Source organism: Nonomuraea sp. NPDC003804 (genome assembly GCF_040610675.1).
GTDB lineage: Bacteria > Actinomycetota > Actinomycetes > Streptosporangiales > Streptosporangiaceae > Nonomuraea.
Genome location: NZ_JBEXMT010000005.1, coordinates 171,881 through 187,381, shown reverse-complemented (window position 1 = coordinate 187,381; position 15,501 = coordinate 171,881). Strand labels below are relative to the sequence as shown.

At 70.4% G+C, this 15,501-nt stretch carries 11 protein-coding genes; 8 read left to right on the top strand and 3 right to left on the bottom strand.

Annotated elements, in window-relative coordinates; genetic code table 11:
- Positions 1 to 20: 20 nt before the first annotated feature.
- Genes nirD through ABZX22_RS08785 form a run of 3 tightly spaced genes read left to right on the top strand, consistent with a single transcriptional unit; the run spans position 21 to position 2,301 of the window.
- Positions 21 to 365 (top strand): nitrite reductase small subunit NirD, encoded by a 345-nt coding sequence (nirD, locus tag ABZX22_RS08795; RefSeq protein ID WP_354907012.1) that lies wholly within the window; start codon positions 21 to 23, stop codon positions 363 to 365.
- Positions 362 to 1,525 carry a uroporphyrinogen-III synthase gene (locus ABZX22_RS08790; RefSeq protein ID WP_354907011.1) on the top strand — a complete coding sequence of 388 codons (1,164 nt, stop codon included), beginning with the start codon at positions 362 to 364 and terminating at the stop codon, positions 1,523 to 1,525. The genes nirD and ABZX22_RS08790 overlap by 4 nt, the downstream gene beginning before the upstream one ends.
- On the top strand, positions 1,522 to 2,301 hold the full coding sequence (locus tag ABZX22_RS08785) for a CbiX/SirB N-terminal domain-containing protein (RefSeq protein WP_354907010.1): 780 nt from the start codon (positions 1,522 to 1,524) through the stop codon (positions 2,299 to 2,301). The genes ABZX22_RS08790 and ABZX22_RS08785 overlap by 4 nt, the downstream gene beginning before the upstream one ends.
- On the opposite strand, the gene ABZX22_RS08780 is transcribed toward ABZX22_RS08785, so the two are convergent.
- From ABZX22_RS08780 to ABZX22_RS08770, 3 genes are all read right to left on the bottom strand, one after another.
- Positions 2,208 to 2,759 (bottom strand): hypothetical protein, encoded by a 552-nt coding sequence (locus tag ABZX22_RS08780; RefSeq protein ID WP_354907009.1) that lies wholly within the window; start codon positions 2,757 to 2,759, stop codon positions 2,208 to 2,210. The two genes, ABZX22_RS08785 and ABZX22_RS08780, sit on opposite strands and share 94 nt — an antisense overlap.
- 645 nt (positions 2,760 to 3,404) lie before the next feature.
- Positions 3,405 to 4,262 (bottom strand): PAC2 family protein, encoded by an 858-nt coding sequence (locus ABZX22_RS08775; RefSeq protein ID WP_354907008.1) that lies wholly within the window; start codon positions 4,260 to 4,262, stop codon positions 3,405 to 3,407.
- Between the two features lie 584 nt (positions 4,263 to 4,846).
- Positions 4,847 to 5,302, bottom strand: a complete 456-nt coding sequence (locus tag ABZX22_RS08770; RefSeq protein WP_354907007.1) for a universal stress protein — start codon at positions 5,300 to 5,302, stop codon at positions 4,847 to 4,849.
- Positions 5,303 to 5,365: 63 nt separating this feature from the next.
- On the opposite strand from ABZX22_RS08770, the gene metH reads away from it, so the two are divergent.
- From metH to ABZX22_RS08745, 5 genes are all read left to right on the top strand, one after another.
- On the top strand, positions 5,366 to 8,824 hold the full coding sequence (metH, locus tag ABZX22_RS08765; RefSeq protein WP_354907006.1) for a methionine synthase: 3,459 nt from the start codon (positions 5,366 to 5,368) through the stop codon (positions 8,822 to 8,824).
- Positions 8,825 to 9,638: 814 nt separating this feature from the next.
- Positions 9,639 to 10,292 (top strand): HAD family phosphatase, encoded by a 654-nt coding sequence (locus ABZX22_RS08760; RefSeq protein ID WP_354907005.1) that lies wholly within the window; start codon positions 9,639 to 9,641, stop codon positions 10,290 to 10,292.
- A 1,520-nt stretch (positions 10,293 to 11,812) separates the two neighbouring features.
- Entirely contained in the window at positions 11,813 to 12,283 is a 471-nt protein-coding gene (locus ABZX22_RS08755; protein WP_354907173.1) for a cellulose synthase, read from the top strand.
- A gap of 317 nt (positions 12,284 to 12,600) precedes the next feature.
- Positions 12,601 to 13,599: an ABC transporter permease gene (locus ABZX22_RS08750; RefSeq protein ID WP_354907004.1), complete on the top strand. Its 999-nt coding sequence runs from the start codon at positions 12,601 to 12,603 to the stop codon at positions 13,597 to 13,599.
- A 52-nt stretch (positions 13,600 to 13,651) separates the two neighbouring features.
- Positions 13,652 to 15,427 (top strand): ABC transporter substrate-binding protein, encoded by a 1,776-nt coding sequence (locus ABZX22_RS08745; RefSeq protein WP_354907003.1) that lies wholly within the window; start codon positions 13,652 to 13,654, stop codon positions 15,425 to 15,427.
- Positions 15,428 to 15,501: the final 74 nt, after the last annotated feature.

Below are 15,501 nucleotides of genomic sequence, written 5' to 3'. Positions count from 1 at the left end.
ACCAGAAAGGAGCACCAGAGATGACCGTCGCCGAGCTCCCCACCCGCACCTGGGTCCCCGTCTGCGCCTACACCGCCCTGCTGCCGGAGCGGGGAGCGTGCGCCCTCGTCGACGGGCGGCAGGTGGCGCTGTTCCGCACCTTCGACGGCCGGGTCCACGCCGTCGGCAACCGCGACCCCTTCTCCGGCGCCCACGTCCTGTCCCGCGGCATCGTCGGCTCCAGGGGCGAGGAGCCCACCGTCGCCTCGCCCATGCACAAGCAGGTCTTCTCCCTGGTCACCGGCCAGTGCCTGGACGACCCGACGGTCGCCGTGCCGACCTATCCGACCCGAGTGAACGACGGCAGAGTGGAGGTGGGGCTTTGACCGCCCTGACCGTGGAAGAGCCGAGATCGCCGGAGACGGCGCCCGACGCGCTGGCCGGATTCACCATCGGCGTCACCGCGACCAGGCGGCGGGAGGAGTTCCGCGCGCTGCTGGAACGGCGCGGCGCCCGCGTGGTGAGCGCCCCGGCCATCAGGCTCGTCCCGCTGGCCGAGGACAGCGACCTGCTCGCCGCCACCCGCCGCAGCCTGGAAGCCCCCGTCGACGACGTCGTCGTCACCACCGGCGTCGGGTTCCGCGGCTGGATGGCCGCCGCCGAAGGCTGGGGGCTGTCGGCCGAGCTGTCGCACCACCTCACCCGCGCCAGGCTGCTCACGCGGGGCCCCAAGGCCAGGGGAGCGGTCCGCGCCGCCGGCCTCAACGACCACTGGACACCGGCCACCGAGTCCTGCGAGGAGGTCAAGCAGCACCTGCTCGCCCAGGACCTGCGCGGCCGCCGCATCGCCGTCCAGCTGCACGGGGAGCCGCTGACGGGATTCGTCGCCGAACTCCGCGCGGCAGGCGCCGAGGTCATCGAGGTGCCCGTCTACCGGTGGCTGCCCTACCGCGACATCTCACCGCTGCGCCGCCTGGTCAGCCAGGCCATCACGGGCGGCGTCGACGCGGTCGCCTTCACCAGCGCCCCCGCCGTGCTGGCGATGCTCAACTCCGCGCGCGCCGACGGCCTGGAGGAGGCGCTGCTGTCGGCGTTCGCCGGACGCGTCGTGGCCGCGTGCGTCGGCCCGGTGACCGCCCAGCCGCTGCAGTCCAAGGGCGTGCCGGTGATCCAGCCGGACCGCTCCAGGCTCGGCGCCCTCGCCAGGACGCTCGCCAGGCACCTGCCCGAGCACGGCGTCACACGGCTGGTGGCCGGCGGGCACGCACTGGAGATCCGCGGCCACGCCGTCGCCGTGGACGGCGAGCTCAAGCCCCTGCCGCCCGCGCCCATGGCGGTGCTCAAGCGCCTGGCCGACAAGCCCGGCCACGTGGTGCCGCGCTCGGAGCTGCGCACGGCCCTGCCGGGCGGCGCGGCGCGCGAGTCGGCCGAGCACGCGGTCGAGATGGCCGTCACCCGGCTGCGCAGGGCCCTCGGCCCCGGCGGCATCGTCGAGACCGTGGTCAAGCGCGGCTACCGCCTGGCCACCCACCGGGACGACCGGTGAGCTACGCGCTGCCGTACGGGAACGGGCACGGCACGCTGGTGATCGCCGCGCACGGCACGCGCAGCGCGGCGGGCCTGCGCACGCTCTCCCGGCTCGCCGCCGCCGTCCGCAACCTGCGCGAGGGGCACCGCGTCGAGCTCGCCTACCTGGAGATCAGCGAGCCGCTGCTCGCGGACGTGCTGCCGGGGCTGCCGGGGCCGGTCACCGTCGTCCCGCTGCTGCTGGCCGGCGGCTACCACGTCCATGTGGACCTGCCGGGCGTCATCGCCGCGAGCCGTCCCGACGCCACCGTGGCCCCGCCGCTCGGCCCGCACCAGCTGCTCACCTCCGCGCTGGTTCGCCGGCTCGCCGGGGCGGGACTGCGCGCCACCGACGCGGTCGTCCTGGGCGCGGCCGGCTCCTCCGACCCCGCGGCCCTGGCCGCCGTCAGAGCCGCCGCGCGCCTGCTCGCCGTACGGCTCTCGCGCCCGGTCACCGCCGCCTTCGCGGCAGGCGGCCGCCCCACCGTGCGCGAGGCGCTGGACCGCATGCGGCACGGTCCAGCGCCTCGCGTCGTCCTCGCCTCCTACCTGCTGGCGCCCGGCTTCTTCCACGACAGGCTGGCCGCCTGCGGGGCCGACGCGGTCACCGACCCGATCGGTGCCGACCCTGACCTGGCCGCCCTGGTATGGGCACGCCACGATCAGGCGTCGGGCTCCAGCCGCAACTCCTTGACGATCTCCTCCGCGCCGGCGTCCCGCGAGGGGCCCGCGTCCGCGCCGACGAACATCTCGTAGTAGGCGTGCTGGAAGCAGCCGGCCAGCAACAGCCTGGCGCTGGCCACCGGATCGACCGACGGCGCCACCCTGCCGAGCCGCTGCTCGGCCGCCAGGTAGTCGGCCAGCGGAACGATCTCGGCCATCGGGCCCAGACCGTTGTCACGGACGGCCGCGCGGAAGCGGACCGTCACCGAAGGAGAGGTGAAGGCGGGCAGCGCCGCCGACTGGACCTCGAGGTAGTAGTCGATGCCCGCCCTCGCGACGGGGAGCAGGTTGTCGCTCACCCGTCCCTTCCCCACGAGGTGGGACAGGTCGTGCAGGATCCGCAGCCAGAGCGGGAGCCGGTCCTGGAGCAGGGCGAGGAACAGGTCGACAGGTCCTCCGCCGCGCTCCTCCCGCAGGGACAGCGCCATCTCCAGCACGCGGCGCCTGGTGTCCTGGCTTCTCTGGTGCGGGTCGACATGGGAAGTAGCCATGGTTGCCCTAACGTGCGCAGTCACAGGGGTAGGTTCAACGTGGCCGTGCCGGAATTCACTGATGTTGCTAAGACGTGTTTCTCCTGGTTATCGGATCGTTGCGAGCTGGCGCGCCAGCCTGGCGCATTCCGGTCGAAACGCGCGGGGCACTGATTATTGCCTGAAACCGTTGGGAAATCCGGTGATTGAATCCTGAAACTTCCCTGACAGTTGTCACGACATGTCGCCCACCTTCGGACATGCCGGGCCGCCGGGGCGGGGAGGAGACGGCCTGGTGCGTGTGGAGGGCGAGCTCAGGGGCTGTGTGGTCGAGGCGGCGCGGTCCTGCGCCGCCGGAGCCGAAACCTGAAAGAACTTTCACGAGTGGATGTAAAGGACCCACCAAAGTGGGCATTTCCGGACGCCGCTTTCATGGTTTCGGCCCCTTTGGGGCGCTCGCCTGGGTGATACGCGAGCCACTTGGCCCGGAAACGCACGAGATCCGCGGGCCGCCCTGTGTGAGCCTGCGCAAGAAGTGCTACGCCTGCCGTCCTCAGCGGCGCCGTAGGGATGTTCGGCAGGGAGCGGGCGCAGTATCGAGTGGCGTGCGCGCCGCCCGGCGCGGGGCCGGGGGTGCCGGTCAGGCGGTTGCGGGCTGACTCGGGACTACTGGTCGCCCGGGTCGCGATCCCTGCGGCGCAGGTAGCGCTCGAACTCCGCCGCGATCGCGTCACCCGACGCCTCGGGCAGCTCGGCCGCGTCCTTACGCTCCTCCAGCTCCTTGACGTACTCGGCCACCTCGCTGTCCTGCGAGGCCAGCTCGTCGACGCCGGTCTCCCACGCGCGGGCCTCCTCGGCGAGGTCGCCCAGCGGCACCGGGATCTCCAGCACGTCCTCCACCCTGCGCAGCAGCGCGAGCGTCGCCTTCGGGTTGGGCGGCTGGGCGACGTAGTGGGGCACCGACGCCCACAGCGAGACGGCCCGCAGCCCGGCCACGCCGAACGCGTGCTGCAGCACCCCGACGATGCCCGTCGGCCCCTCGTAGCGGCTCAGCTCCAGGTTGATCGAGCGGGCGAGCCCCTCCTCGGTCGCCGAGCCCACGATCGGCACGGGACGAGTGTGCGGCGAGTCGTTGAGCAGCGCGCCCAGCATGATCGCCATTTCGATGCCCAGCTCGCGGCAGATCCCGATGATCTCCTCGCAGAAGCCGCGCCAGCGCATGTTGGGCTCGATGCCGCGCAGCAGCACCACGTCGCGCTCGACGCCGGGCGGGCGGGCCAGCGACAACCTGGTCGTCGGCCAGACGATCGAGCGGGTCAGCCCGTCACCCATCTCCACGATGGGGCGCGTGACCTGGAAGTCGTAATAGTCTTCCGGGTCCAGCGCGATCAGCGGCTCGGCCTTCCACTGGCTCTCCAGGTGCGCGATGACGCCGCTGGAGGCCTCACCTGCGTCGTTCCACCCTTCGAACGCGGCGATGAGCACCGGATCGACGAGCTCGGGGAGCCCTTCGAGCTCGATCACGCGCCGCCTCCTCTCGCTGGTCTCAACGCCTAAGCCTATGCGGTGGACAGCGCTTTACGTCACTGATCTCCACGGGCGTAATCCCACCGGGCCCCGCACGCCCGGTTCTCGGTCGAGAACGGCAGGTCAGCGGCGGTACAGGCGGCGTAGAAGGCGGCCCGGCACCTCTTCGTCCGGACGCGGGGCCGCACCTCCGCCGCTCCAAGCGCCGGTCCCGGGCGCCGGTCCGGGGGCCGGGACGCAGGGGGTGTGCGTTCCGCGAGTGACTTCGTCGGGCCACGTTTACCGGCCCGGCCGAAGTCCTGCTGGAGTATGCGTGAAGGACGGGCGGTCACCGGTGACGAGAGTGGCCTTGACCCGGCTTGCCGTACCGGATGGGGCGCGGGAAGACCGTCGCACCGGACGGTCCCCGCGCAAAGGGCGTCGCATCGGACGGTCCCCGCCGGTCCCCGCGCAAAGGGCGCCGCATCGGACGGTCCCCGCGGAGAGGACATCGCAGAACGGGCCGGGAACCCGCAGGGCTGGACGGATCCTGCACAGGACTCGCGGGACGGATCGCGGGGCCTGGTGAAGCGTGGGTGTGATCAGTGGCCCGAGGTGGTGTGGACGATCAGGACGTCGCACGAGGCGCGGTGGGTGACGTTGGAGGGGACCGAGCCCAGCAGTCGTCCCGCCAGGCTGTTGAGCCCGCGGTTGCCGACCACGAGCAGGTCGGCGTGGTGCCGGTCGGCCAGTTTGACGAGCACGTCGACCGCGTCGCCCTCCTCCGCCGCCAGCCGGATGTCGTCGGCGCCCGCCGCGACCGCGTGTTCGCGGGCCGCGCGCAGGGCGTCGTCGGCGGGCGTGGATCCGCTGACCTTGTAGGCCAGGTCGCCGAGCACGTCGGCGGCGGCCGCGCGGGAGCTCTCGCGCATGGGGATGTAGGCGCAGGCCAGCACGAGAGTGGCGCGGGTGGCGGCGGCCAGCGCGGCGGCGGCGGTCACGGCGCGGAAGGAGGAGGCGGAGCCGTCGGTGCCGACAAGTACGGTGCGGTAGGCCATGGGGGACCCCAATTGGACTCAGTGTCAATTGTCGACAGGGTAGCGCCCGTTAAGCTTGACCGCATGAACGCCTCCCCGTCTTTCCGCGAAGTCCTCTCCCAGCGCGTGATGGTCGCCGACGGTGCGATGGGGACGATGCTGCAGTCATATGACCCGACCCTCGATGACTTCGAGGGCTACGAGGGCTGCAACGAGGTGCTGAACGTCACCAGGCCCGACATCGTCAGCGGTGTTCACGACGCTTACTTCGCGGTCGGCGTCGACTGCGTCGAGACCAACACCTTCGGCGCCAACATGGCGGCGTTGGGCGAGTACGACATCGCCGACAGGGTCTACGAGTACTCGGAGGCGGGCGCCCGCCTGGCCCGCGAGCGCGCCGACCACTGGTCCACGCCCGAGCACCCGCGGTTCGTGCTCGGCTCGATGGGGCCTGGCACCAAGCTGCCCACGCTCGGCCACCTGCCGTTCGCCACGCTGCGCGACGCCTACCGCGACAACGCGGCGGGCCTGATCGCCGGCGGCGCCGACGCGCTGATCATCGAGACCTGTCAGGACCTGCTCCAGGTCAAGGCCGCCGTCATCGGCGCCAAGCGGGCGATCGAGGCCGCGGGCCGCGACGTGCCGATCATCGCCCAGGTCACCATCGAGACCAACGGCGCCATGCTGCTCGGCTCCGAGATCGGCGCCGCCCTCACCGCGATCGAGCCGCTCGGCGTCGACCTCGTCGGCCTCAACTGCGCCACCGGCCCCGCCGAGATGAGCGAGCACCTGCGCTACCTCGCCCGCCACTCACGGCTGCGCCTTTCCTGCATGCCCAACGCGGGCCTGCCCGTCCTCACCTCCGACGGCGCCTACTACCCGCTGAGCCCCGGCGAGCTGGCCGACGCCCACGAGACCTTCGCCCGCGACTACGGCCTGTCGCTCGTCGGCGGCTGCTGCGGCACCACCCCCGAGCACCTGCGCCAGGTCGTCGAGCGCGTCCGCGGCCAGCAGCCGGCGTCGCGCAGGCCGCACCCCGAGCCTGGCGCCTCCTCGCTCTACCAGACCGTCCCGTTCCGCCAGGACACCTCCTACCTGGCCATCGGCGAGCGCTGCAACACCAACGGCTCCAAGGCCTTCCGCGAGGCCATGCTCGAAGGCCGCTGGGACGACTGCGTCGAGATGGCCCGCGAGCAGGCCCGCGACGGCGCCCACATGCTCGACCTGTGCGTCGACTACGTCGGCCGCGACGGCGTCGCCGACATGAAGGAGCTGGCCTTCCGCTTCGCCACCGCCTCCACCCTGCCGATCATGCTCGACTCCACCGAGTCCGAGGTGCTCAAGGCCGGTCTGGAGATGCTCGGCGGCCGAGCGGTCGTCAACTCCGTCAACTACGAGGACGGGCGCGGGCCCGAGTCCCGCTTCCACAAGACCATGACCGCGGTGCGCGAGCACGGCGCGGCCGTCGTCGTCATGTGCATCGACGAGAACGGCCAGGCGCGCACCGCCGCCGAGAAGGCCCGCATCGCCTCGGAGACGATCGACGACCTGGTCGCCAACTGGGGCATGAAGGTCTCCGACATCATCGTCGACTGCCTGACCTTCACCATCGCCACCGGCATGGAGGAGTCGCGCAAGGACGGCCTGGAGACCGTCGAGGGCATCCGCGAGCTCAAGCGCCGCTACCCCGAGGTGCAGACGACGCTCGGCCTGTCCAACATCTCCTTCGGCATCAACCCGGCCGCCCGCATGGTGCTCAACTCGGTGTTCCTCAACGAGTGCGTCAACGCCGGCCTCGACTCGGCGATCGTCCACGCCTCCAAGATCCTGCCGATGTCGCGCATCCCCGACGAGCAGCGCCAGGTCGCACTCGACATGATCTACGACCGCCGCCGCGACGGCTACGACCCGCTGCAGAAGTTCATCGCGATGTTCGAGGGCGTCGACGCCGCGGCGCTGCGCGCGGGCAAGGCCGAGGAACTGGCCGCGCTGCCGCTGTGGGAGCGGCTCAAGCGGCGCATCATCGACGGCGAGCGCAAGGGCCTCGAGGCCGACCTCGACGAGGCGCTGGCGCAGCGCCCCGCGCTGGAGATCATCAACGACGTCCTGCTCGACGGCATGAAGACGGTCGGCGAGCTGTTCGGCTCCGGCCAGATGCAGCTGCCGTTCGTGCTGCAGTCGGCCGAGGTCATGAAGAACGCCGTCGCCTACCTCGAACCCCACATGGACAGGGTCGAGGGCGAGTCCAAGGGCCGCATCGTGCTGGCCACCGTCAAGGGCGACGTCCACGACATCGGCAAGAACCTGGTCGACATCATCCTGTCCAACAACGGCTACGAGGTCGTCAACCTCGGCATCAAGCAGCCGGTCAGCACCATCCTGGAGACCGCCGACCAGAAGAACGCCGACGTCATCGGCATGTCCGGGCTGCTGGTGAAGTCGACGGTCGTGATGAAGGAGAACCTCGAGGAGATGAACTCCCGGGGCATCTCCCAGCGCTACCCCGTGCTGCTCGGCGGCGCCGCCCTCACCCGCGCCTACGTCGAGCAGGACCTGGCCGAGCTGTTCGACGGCGAGGTCCGCTACGCCCGCGACGCCTTCGAGGGCCTGCGGCTGATGGACGCCTTCATGGCGCACAAGCGCGAGGGCTCCCCGCTGCCCGCGCTGCGCGAGCGCCGCGTCAAGTCCGGCGCCACCCTCGTCCGCACGCCCGTCGAAGAGCTCCCGGCCCGCTCCGACGTGGCCGCCGACAACCCCGTCCCCGTCGCGCCGTTCCACGGCGACCGCATCGTCAAGGGCATCTCGCTCCAGGAGTACGCCGCCTTCCTCGACGAGCGGGCGCTGTTCCTCGGCCAGTGGGGCCTCAAGCCCACCAGGGGCGGCGACGGACCCGGCTACGACGAGCTCGTCGAGACCGAGGGCAGGCCCAGGCTGCGGATGTGGCTCGACCGCATCCAGACCGAGGGACTGCTGGAGGCGGCCGTCGTCTACGGCTACTTCCCGTGCGTCAGCGACGGCGACGCGCTCATCATCCTCGACGACGCGGGCAACGAGCGCACCCGCTTCACCTTCCCGCGCCAGCGGCGCGACCGGCACCTGTGCCTGTCCGACTTCTTCCGGTCGAAGGACTCCGGAGAGGTCGACGTCGTCGGCTTCCAGATCGCCACCATGGGCGGCAAGATCTCCGAGGCCACGGCCGAGCTGTTCGCCAAGGACGCCTACCGCGACTACCTCGAGCTCCACGGCCTGTCGGTGCAGCTCACCGAGGCGCTGGCCGAGTACTGGCACGCCAGGGTCCGCTCGGAGCTCAGCATCGGCGGCCAGGAATCTCTCGACGACATGCTGAAGGTCAACATCCAGGGCTGCCGCTACTCGTTCGGCTACCCCGCCTGCCCCAACCTGGAGGACCAGGTGCAGCTCTTCGAGCTGCTCGACCCGGGCCGGATCGGCGTCACGCTGTCGGAGGAGTTCCAGCTCCACCCCGAGCAGGCCACCTCGGCCCTGGTCGCCCACCACCCGGAAGCCAAGTACTTCAACGTTTAACTGCGCGCCGCGGTGGCAGAGGCAACCCAAGGGCACCTCTGCCCCGCGCCGACCGGCCGCCACGTCCCACAGAACAGGCGGCCCGGAGAGCCCGCACCATCGATCGCATCGCCCGCGCCACGGACGCCGCACTCGTCGGATGCGGCACGTCCGCGCGGTCGTGACTGCTGGAGCGCGGTCGTCCGACTGTGCCGGACAGGCGCCTGCCAGGGCCGCTCGGTCGGCCAGACGCTTCCGGTCGCTCGGCTGTGACGGGCGGACGCTCCTGGTCGTTCGGTTGCTTCGGTCGGACACGTGGTGGTCGTTCGGCTGCGGTGGGGGACATTCTCCGGCCGCTCAGCTGTGGCGGGAAGACGCTCTCCGGCCGCTCGTCGCGGCAGGCGCGCACCGTTCCGCCGCCGGCCTTCCAAGGGCGCGGGCGTCGTCCGGCCTCTCCAGGCGGGCTCCGTGCCGTCGCCGGCCGCCGTGGGGAGCGTCGCCCCGCGCACCGGGGTCCTTGGCGGGGTAGGGTGCAATCCCTTGTCGTTCGTGGAGCATGCGGCGGGTCGGGCCCGTCGGCGTCGTTCGGGCTGGGCGCGGCGGAGTCCGGTCCCCTGGCGTTCGTGGCGGGCAGGCCGCGGCCCTCCCCGTACGGCAAGCGGGCGCAGCGCCACCCGGGGCGCGGGGCGGGCCTCCGTCCAGGGATACGCTCACCGAGCCCACGTGGCTGGCCGCCGTCACGGCACTACCAACCACCTCAGAAGCGGACCCGAACAATACCAAGTCACGAGGACGCCCTACCGTAGAAGTCCGTATCGAGTGCATCGGGGGAAACGTGGACGCCGCATTCTTCGACATGGACGGCTTGCTGGTCGACACCGAGAAGGTGTGGCTGAAGATCGAGATCGAGGTGATGTCCCGCCTCGGCGGCATCTGGACTCCCGAGCACCAGACCCACCTCGTCGGCGGTTCCATGGAACGCACCGTCGACTACATGCTCGCCGTGTCGGGCTCGTCCGTCGCGCCGGAGACCCTGCGCGAGTGGATGATCGACGGGATGGTCACCGCGCTGGCCGGAGGCGTGCAGACCATGCCGGGCGCGATCGAACTCCTGGAGAGCCTGCGCGCCGAGGGCGTGCCCGTCGGGCTGGTCACCTCGTCCCTCAAGGAGATCGCCGAGGCGGTGCTGGCCTCGGTGGGCCGCGACCGGTTCGACGTCATCGTGACGGCCGACGACGTGACCCACACCAAGCCCGACCCCGAGCCGTACTTGACCGCGGCCCGCCTGCTGGACGTGGAGCCGGTGCGATGCGTCGTGCTGGAGGACTCACCCAACGGTGTGGCGGCGGGAACGGCCGCCGGATGCGCTGTGGTGGCGGTCCCCAGTCTGCTGCCGATCGAGCCCGCACCCGGCCGCCTGGTGGTGTCGTCCCTCATGGAGATCACGCCCGACCACTTGCGCGCCCTCGTGCCCCCTCTCAACCTCTGATCCCAGCCTCCCCCCAATCGCCTCGCTCCTGAGGCTCTACCTACCGCCCTGCTCTTGTGGCCTCTTGCGTTGGCGCTACCGCTCGCCCTGCCTCCGAGGCCGCCTCGCTCCCGAGGCACTGCCATCGTGCGACCCGCTGCCGAGGCGCTACCGCCCTGCTTTGGGGCCGGCTGCCGAGGCGTTAGTGCCAGCGCGGCTTCCGGGGCCACCTCGCCGCTGAGAAGCTACCGCCCCGTTTCCGGGACCAGCTCGCTGCCGAGGTGCTACGCCCGCCCTGCTTCCGAGGTCACTTCGCTCCCGAGGGGCAATCGCCGTGCTTGCGGGGCCGGCCCGCTGCCGAGGCACTACCGCCCTGCCCTCGAGGCCGGCCGCTGCGAGGCCGTGGCGGCGCGTCGGGGCTTGGGCGCCGGCGCCATCGGACAGCCCCTGCCGCACACCCCGGCCCCCGGGACGCTTGCCCCCGCCTCCGAGTCTGTGGTCCCGCCGCTGAGCCGTGGTCCGGGCCTGGGGCGTGGCCATTGCCAGTGGCGTCGCGGTTCCCACTTTCTGGCTTGTGGCTCTCGGACTCTGGCTCATGGCTGCGGCTCATCACTCTCGGCCTTCGGCTCGCCCTACCGGCTCGTGAGCTCCGGGTCTTCGGCTCGAGCTACCGGCTCGTGAGCTCCGGGTCTTCGGCTCGAGCTACCGGCTCGTGAGCTCCGGGTCTTCGGCTCGAGCTACCGGCTCGGGGGTCTTCTGCATCGTGAATCTGCTCATTACTCGGGCTCTTCACCTCATGGCCCTGGGCCCTAACGACTCATGGCGTGGGCGCCCTGGCACGAGGCGGCCAGAGCGCCCGGACCGGGGACGGGCAGGGCGCCTGGGTTGGGGATGGGCAGGACGGCCGGGTGTCGGCGGGCAGGGCGTCTGAGTTGGGGACGGGCAGGGCGCCTGGGCGCGCATCGGTCAGAGCGCTCGGGTTGGGGACCGGGCAGGTCGCTCGAGTGGCGGATGAGCGGGGATGCCGGGCGCGGGACGGGCGGGATGCCCGGGTGAAACGACCCGGGCGCCGGCGGCGAGGAGCGGCCCGCCGGAACCGGGCCGGGCGGAAAGCAACCGGCACCCGAAACCACCGCGCACGCGTCTCCCGACCACCGCGCACGCGTCTCCCGACGAGCAATGAACGCGTCTCCCGACGACGGCGCACGCGTCTCCCAACGCTCGCGCACCTCCCGACCAACGCTCGCGCGTCTCCCGACCAACGCGCACGCGCCTTCCGACCAACGCGCATGCGCCTCTCTGCACGCCCGCTCTCGCCGGGCTGAGCGTCCGGTCGAGAGGGGCAGAGGCAAGGGAGGTCCGGCGACGCGTCCAGTGGCGGCGACGGCGACGGCGACGGTGGCGGTGGCGGTGGCGGGAACTCCCGGCGAACGGAACCGAAAAACCACCCCCTAAGGGAAAGATCCCTCCTCAGGGAGGAGCGGCGACGGCCGGACCGCGTGCCAGGATGGAGACGTCAGCCGAGATGAGGGGTGGCCAATATGGGCGGATTCAATACCATCGCGTGGTTGCCGTTGTGTGCCGGCGCCACCGGCCTGGGGCTGGTGTTCAGCTTCCTGCTGCTGCGCCGTAAAGGAGTTCATGCCGCGATGCGGATGACGGCCTGGTCGCTGCTGCCGATGGCCGCCTACCTCACCGGCGCGCTGGCCGCTCTGTGGACCATCGGCGCGACGGCGGTCGGCTTCGTCACCAGCCTGGTGTTCAACCCGATGACCTGGGCCGGGGTGGTGCTCGCCGGGCTGTCGGTGGTGCTGTTCATGGTCTCGGGCGTGCTCAGGTCGAGGAAGCTGTCGGCGGGGGAGGGCAAGGCCCCGGCCGCCTCAAGGGAGAAGCCTGCGCCGGCCGCTAAGGCCGCCACGGCAAAGCCTGCGGTCACGCCGCGGCAGCCCAAGACGAACGACGACGATTTCTCCGATATCGAGGACATTCTCAAGCGCCGCGGAATCAGCTAACGCGCACGCCAGTGCAATGTCACAGTTCCGAGATGCAACCGGAACGGGCTGTAGACATTCTGTCCAAGATCGATACGAATGAGTTTCGCCGGAATCACAGTTGAGCCACATCGACCTCTTGGGGGCTAGTCAGCGCAGCTCAGGCCATACATTCTGCCTCCTGGGACCGTGACGGACGGTCCTGGCAAGCACGGGCGTGAGTCCAGACCGGGCCGGTGCCCGTGACGGACGACGCCGTCTCACCCAGGGGGCACGAGCAGTATGCGCACAACCCCGGTCGTGCCAGCCCCCTGGAAGGTCAGGACAGAGGAGGGCGCATGACCGCACCGCTCGACGTGCCGGAGTCAGCCAGCTCGGCGGCTCCCGAAGCGGTGGTGGCAGCAACCAGCGGCAAGGCCATCGAGGGCCGTTCGCTCGGCCAGATCGCCTGGCGGCGGCTCAAGCGGGACAAGGTCGCGATGGCAGGCGCCAGCGTGATCATCTTTCTCATGCTGGTGGCCGTCTTCGCGCCGCTGATCGTGGGAGCGCTGGGGCATGACCCGCTGCAGTACCACGAGGATCTCGTCGACAGCGGCACGCTCGCGCCGAAGGGGGCCTACGGCGGGATCAGCTCCGAGTTCCTGTTCGGAGTCGAGCCGGTCAACGGCCGCGACATCTTCAGCAGGGTCGTCTACGGCGCGCGAATCTCGCTGCTGATCGCCTTCCTCGCCACCCTCGTGTCGGTGGTCATCGGCACGGCGCTGGGCGTCATCGCCGGCTACTGCGGCGGCTGGATCGACAGCTTCATCGGCAGGGCGATGGACGTCTTCCTCGCCTTCCCGCTGCTGGTGTTCGCGCTCGCGCTGGCCGGTGTGGTGCCGGACCAGGCGTTCGGGCTGTCCGGCGACACCCTCCGCGTCACGCTGCTGATCTTCATCATCGGCTTCTTCAACTGGCCCTACCTCGGCCGCATCATCCGGGGCCAGACGCTGTCACTCCGCGAGCGTGAGTTCGTCGACGCCGCCAGGAGCCTGGGCGCCCGCGGGCCGTACATCATCTTCCGCGAGCTGTTGCCCAACCTGGTCGCGCCGATCCTGATCTACGCGACGCTGCTGATCCCGTCGAACATCCTGTTCGAGGCGGCGCTGTCGTTCCTCGGCGTGGGTGTGCGACCGCCGACTCCCACGTGGGGCGGCATGCTCTCCGACGCGGCCAGGTTCTACACGATCCCGCACTTCATGATCTTCCCTGGACTGGCGATCTTCATCACCGTGCTTGCGTTCAACCTGTTCGGCGACGGCCTGAGGGACGCGCTCGACCCGCGTGGCAGCCGCTGACCCCCGGACTCCCTTTAACCCTCCTTCCAACCCAAAGGGGTGCGACACCTTGATGAGAAGAAAAGCGCTGACGACAGCCACGGCCGGGCTCACACTCGCCATGGCACTGGCGGCCTGCGCGGGCACGCCGACCCAGACCCCCGGCCAGGGTCAGAGCGCCCCCGCGAGCTCCGGCGCCTCGGGCGCCGCGGAAGTGGCGGACGCCGCGGTGGGCAAGATCTACAACCCTTCTGACAAGAAGGGCGGCACTCTCAAGATGGCCAACACGGCCGACTGGGACAGCCTCGACCCCGGCAATACCTACTACGGCTACGCCCTGAACTTCGCCCGCCTCTACGGCCGCTCGCTGCTGATGTTCAAGTCCGCGCCCGGCCCCGACGGCAACACCCTCGTGCCCGACCTGGCCGAGAGCCTGGGCAAGTCCAGCGACGACGCCAAGACCTGGACCTACAAGCTGCGCTCGGGCATCAAGTTCGAGGACGGCACCCCGGTCACCTCCAAGGACGTCGCGTACGCGGTGGCGCGCCAGTTCGACAAGGAGGTCCACCCGAACGGGCCGTCCTACCTCAACGCGCTGCTCGACTGGCCGAAGGGCTACAAGGGCGCCTACAAGTCGAAGGACGCCGACATCTCCTCGGCCGTCGAGACGCCCGACGACAGCACGATCGTGTTCCACCTGAAGGAGCCGTTCGGTCTGTTCGACTACATCGTGCAGATGCCGATGACCATGCCCGTCCCCAAGGACAAGGACACCGGCACCAAGTACCAGGAACACATCATCTCGACGGGGCCCTACAAGTTCGAGAAGAACGAGATCGGCAAGGGCTTCACGATGGTCCGCAACGAGAACTGGGACCCGGCCACCGACCCGAACCGGCCGGCCCTGCCCGACCGCATCGAGGTGCAGACCGGCGTCAACGCCGACGACCTCGACAACCGGCTGATCTCCGGTGACGTCCAGATCGCCGTCGACGGTCTCGGCATCGGCAACGCCGCGCTGCCGAAGGTCCTGCCCGACCCGGCGCTCAAGGCCCGCACCGACAACCCGGTGCAGCAGCGCACCTGGTACACCTCGATCATTCCCGACGTCCCCCCGCTCGACAACGTCGAGTGCCGCAGGGCCATCGCCTTCGCCGCCGACCGCAGCAGCCTCTTCCGCGCCTACGGCGGCGAGACCGGCGGCATCACGGCCAGCGCGATGATCCCGCCGAGCCTGGCCGGCCACAAGGAGATCGACCTCTACAAGTCGCCCGACGACAAGGGTGACGTGGAGAAGGCCAAGGCGGCGCTCGCCAAGTGCGGCCAGCCCAACGGCTTCGAGACCAACATCTCCTACCGCACCGAGCGGACCAAGGAGAAGGCCGCGGCCGAGTCGCTGCAGCAGTCGCTCGCCCGCGTCGGCATCAAGCTCACGCTCAAGCCGTACCCGCAGGACGACTACTTCGCGCTCTACGCCGGCAAGCCGTCCTACGTCAAGGAGAACAAGATCGGCCTGGCCATCAACGGCTGGGGCTCGGACTACCCCGACACCTACGGCTTCATGCAGGCCATCATGGACAGCCGGGACATCCGCGAGGCGGGTAACTACAACCTGAGCGTCAAGTTCCCCGAGATCGACAAGATCATCGACCAGATCAAGGCCGAGCCGGATGCCGCCAAGCGCGCCGAGCTGTGGTCGCAGATCGACCACATGGTCATCGACCAGGCCGTCGTCATGCCGAGCGTGTACGGCAAGGCCCTGTACATGCGCGGCAAGGGGCTGACCAACGTCTTCATCAGCGACTCCCAGCAGATGTACGACTACGTCGGTCTCGGCGTCCAGCAGTAAGACGAACCACACCTAGATAGGCGGGTGAAGGCAGCAGGTCCCCGGCCGGCACAACCGGCCGGGGACCGGAGCCG

Excerpts from the sequence above, each read along its gene's own strand:
- ABZX22_RS08750 (WP_354907004.1), top strand. The coding sequence starts at position 12,601 with ATGACCGCACCGCTCGACGTGCCGGAGTCAGCCAGCTCGGCGGCTCCC.
- nirD (WP_354907012.1), top strand. The coding sequence starts at position 21 with ATGACCGTCGCCGAGCTCCCCACCCGCACCTGGGTCCCCGTCTGCGCC.
- metH (WP_354907006.1), top strand. The coding sequence starts at position 5,366 with ATGAACGCCTCCCCGTCTTTCCGCGAAGTCCTCTCCCAGCGCGTGATG.
- ABZX22_RS08780 (WP_354907009.1), bottom strand. The coding sequence starts at position 2,759 with ATGGCTACTTCCCATGTCGACCCGCACCAGAGAAGCCAGGACACCAGG.
- ABZX22_RS08755 (WP_354907173.1), top strand. The coding sequence starts at position 11,813 with ATGGGCGGATTCAATACCATCGCGTGGTTGCCGTTGTGTGCCGGCGCC.
- ABZX22_RS08745 (WP_354907003.1), top strand. The coding sequence starts at position 13,652 with ATGAGAAGAAAAGCGCTGACGACAGCCACGGCCGGGCTCACACTCGCC.
- ABZX22_RS08770 (WP_354907007.1), bottom strand. The coding sequence starts at position 5,302 with ATGGCCTACCGCACCGTACTTGTCGGCACCGACGGCTCCGCCTCCTCC.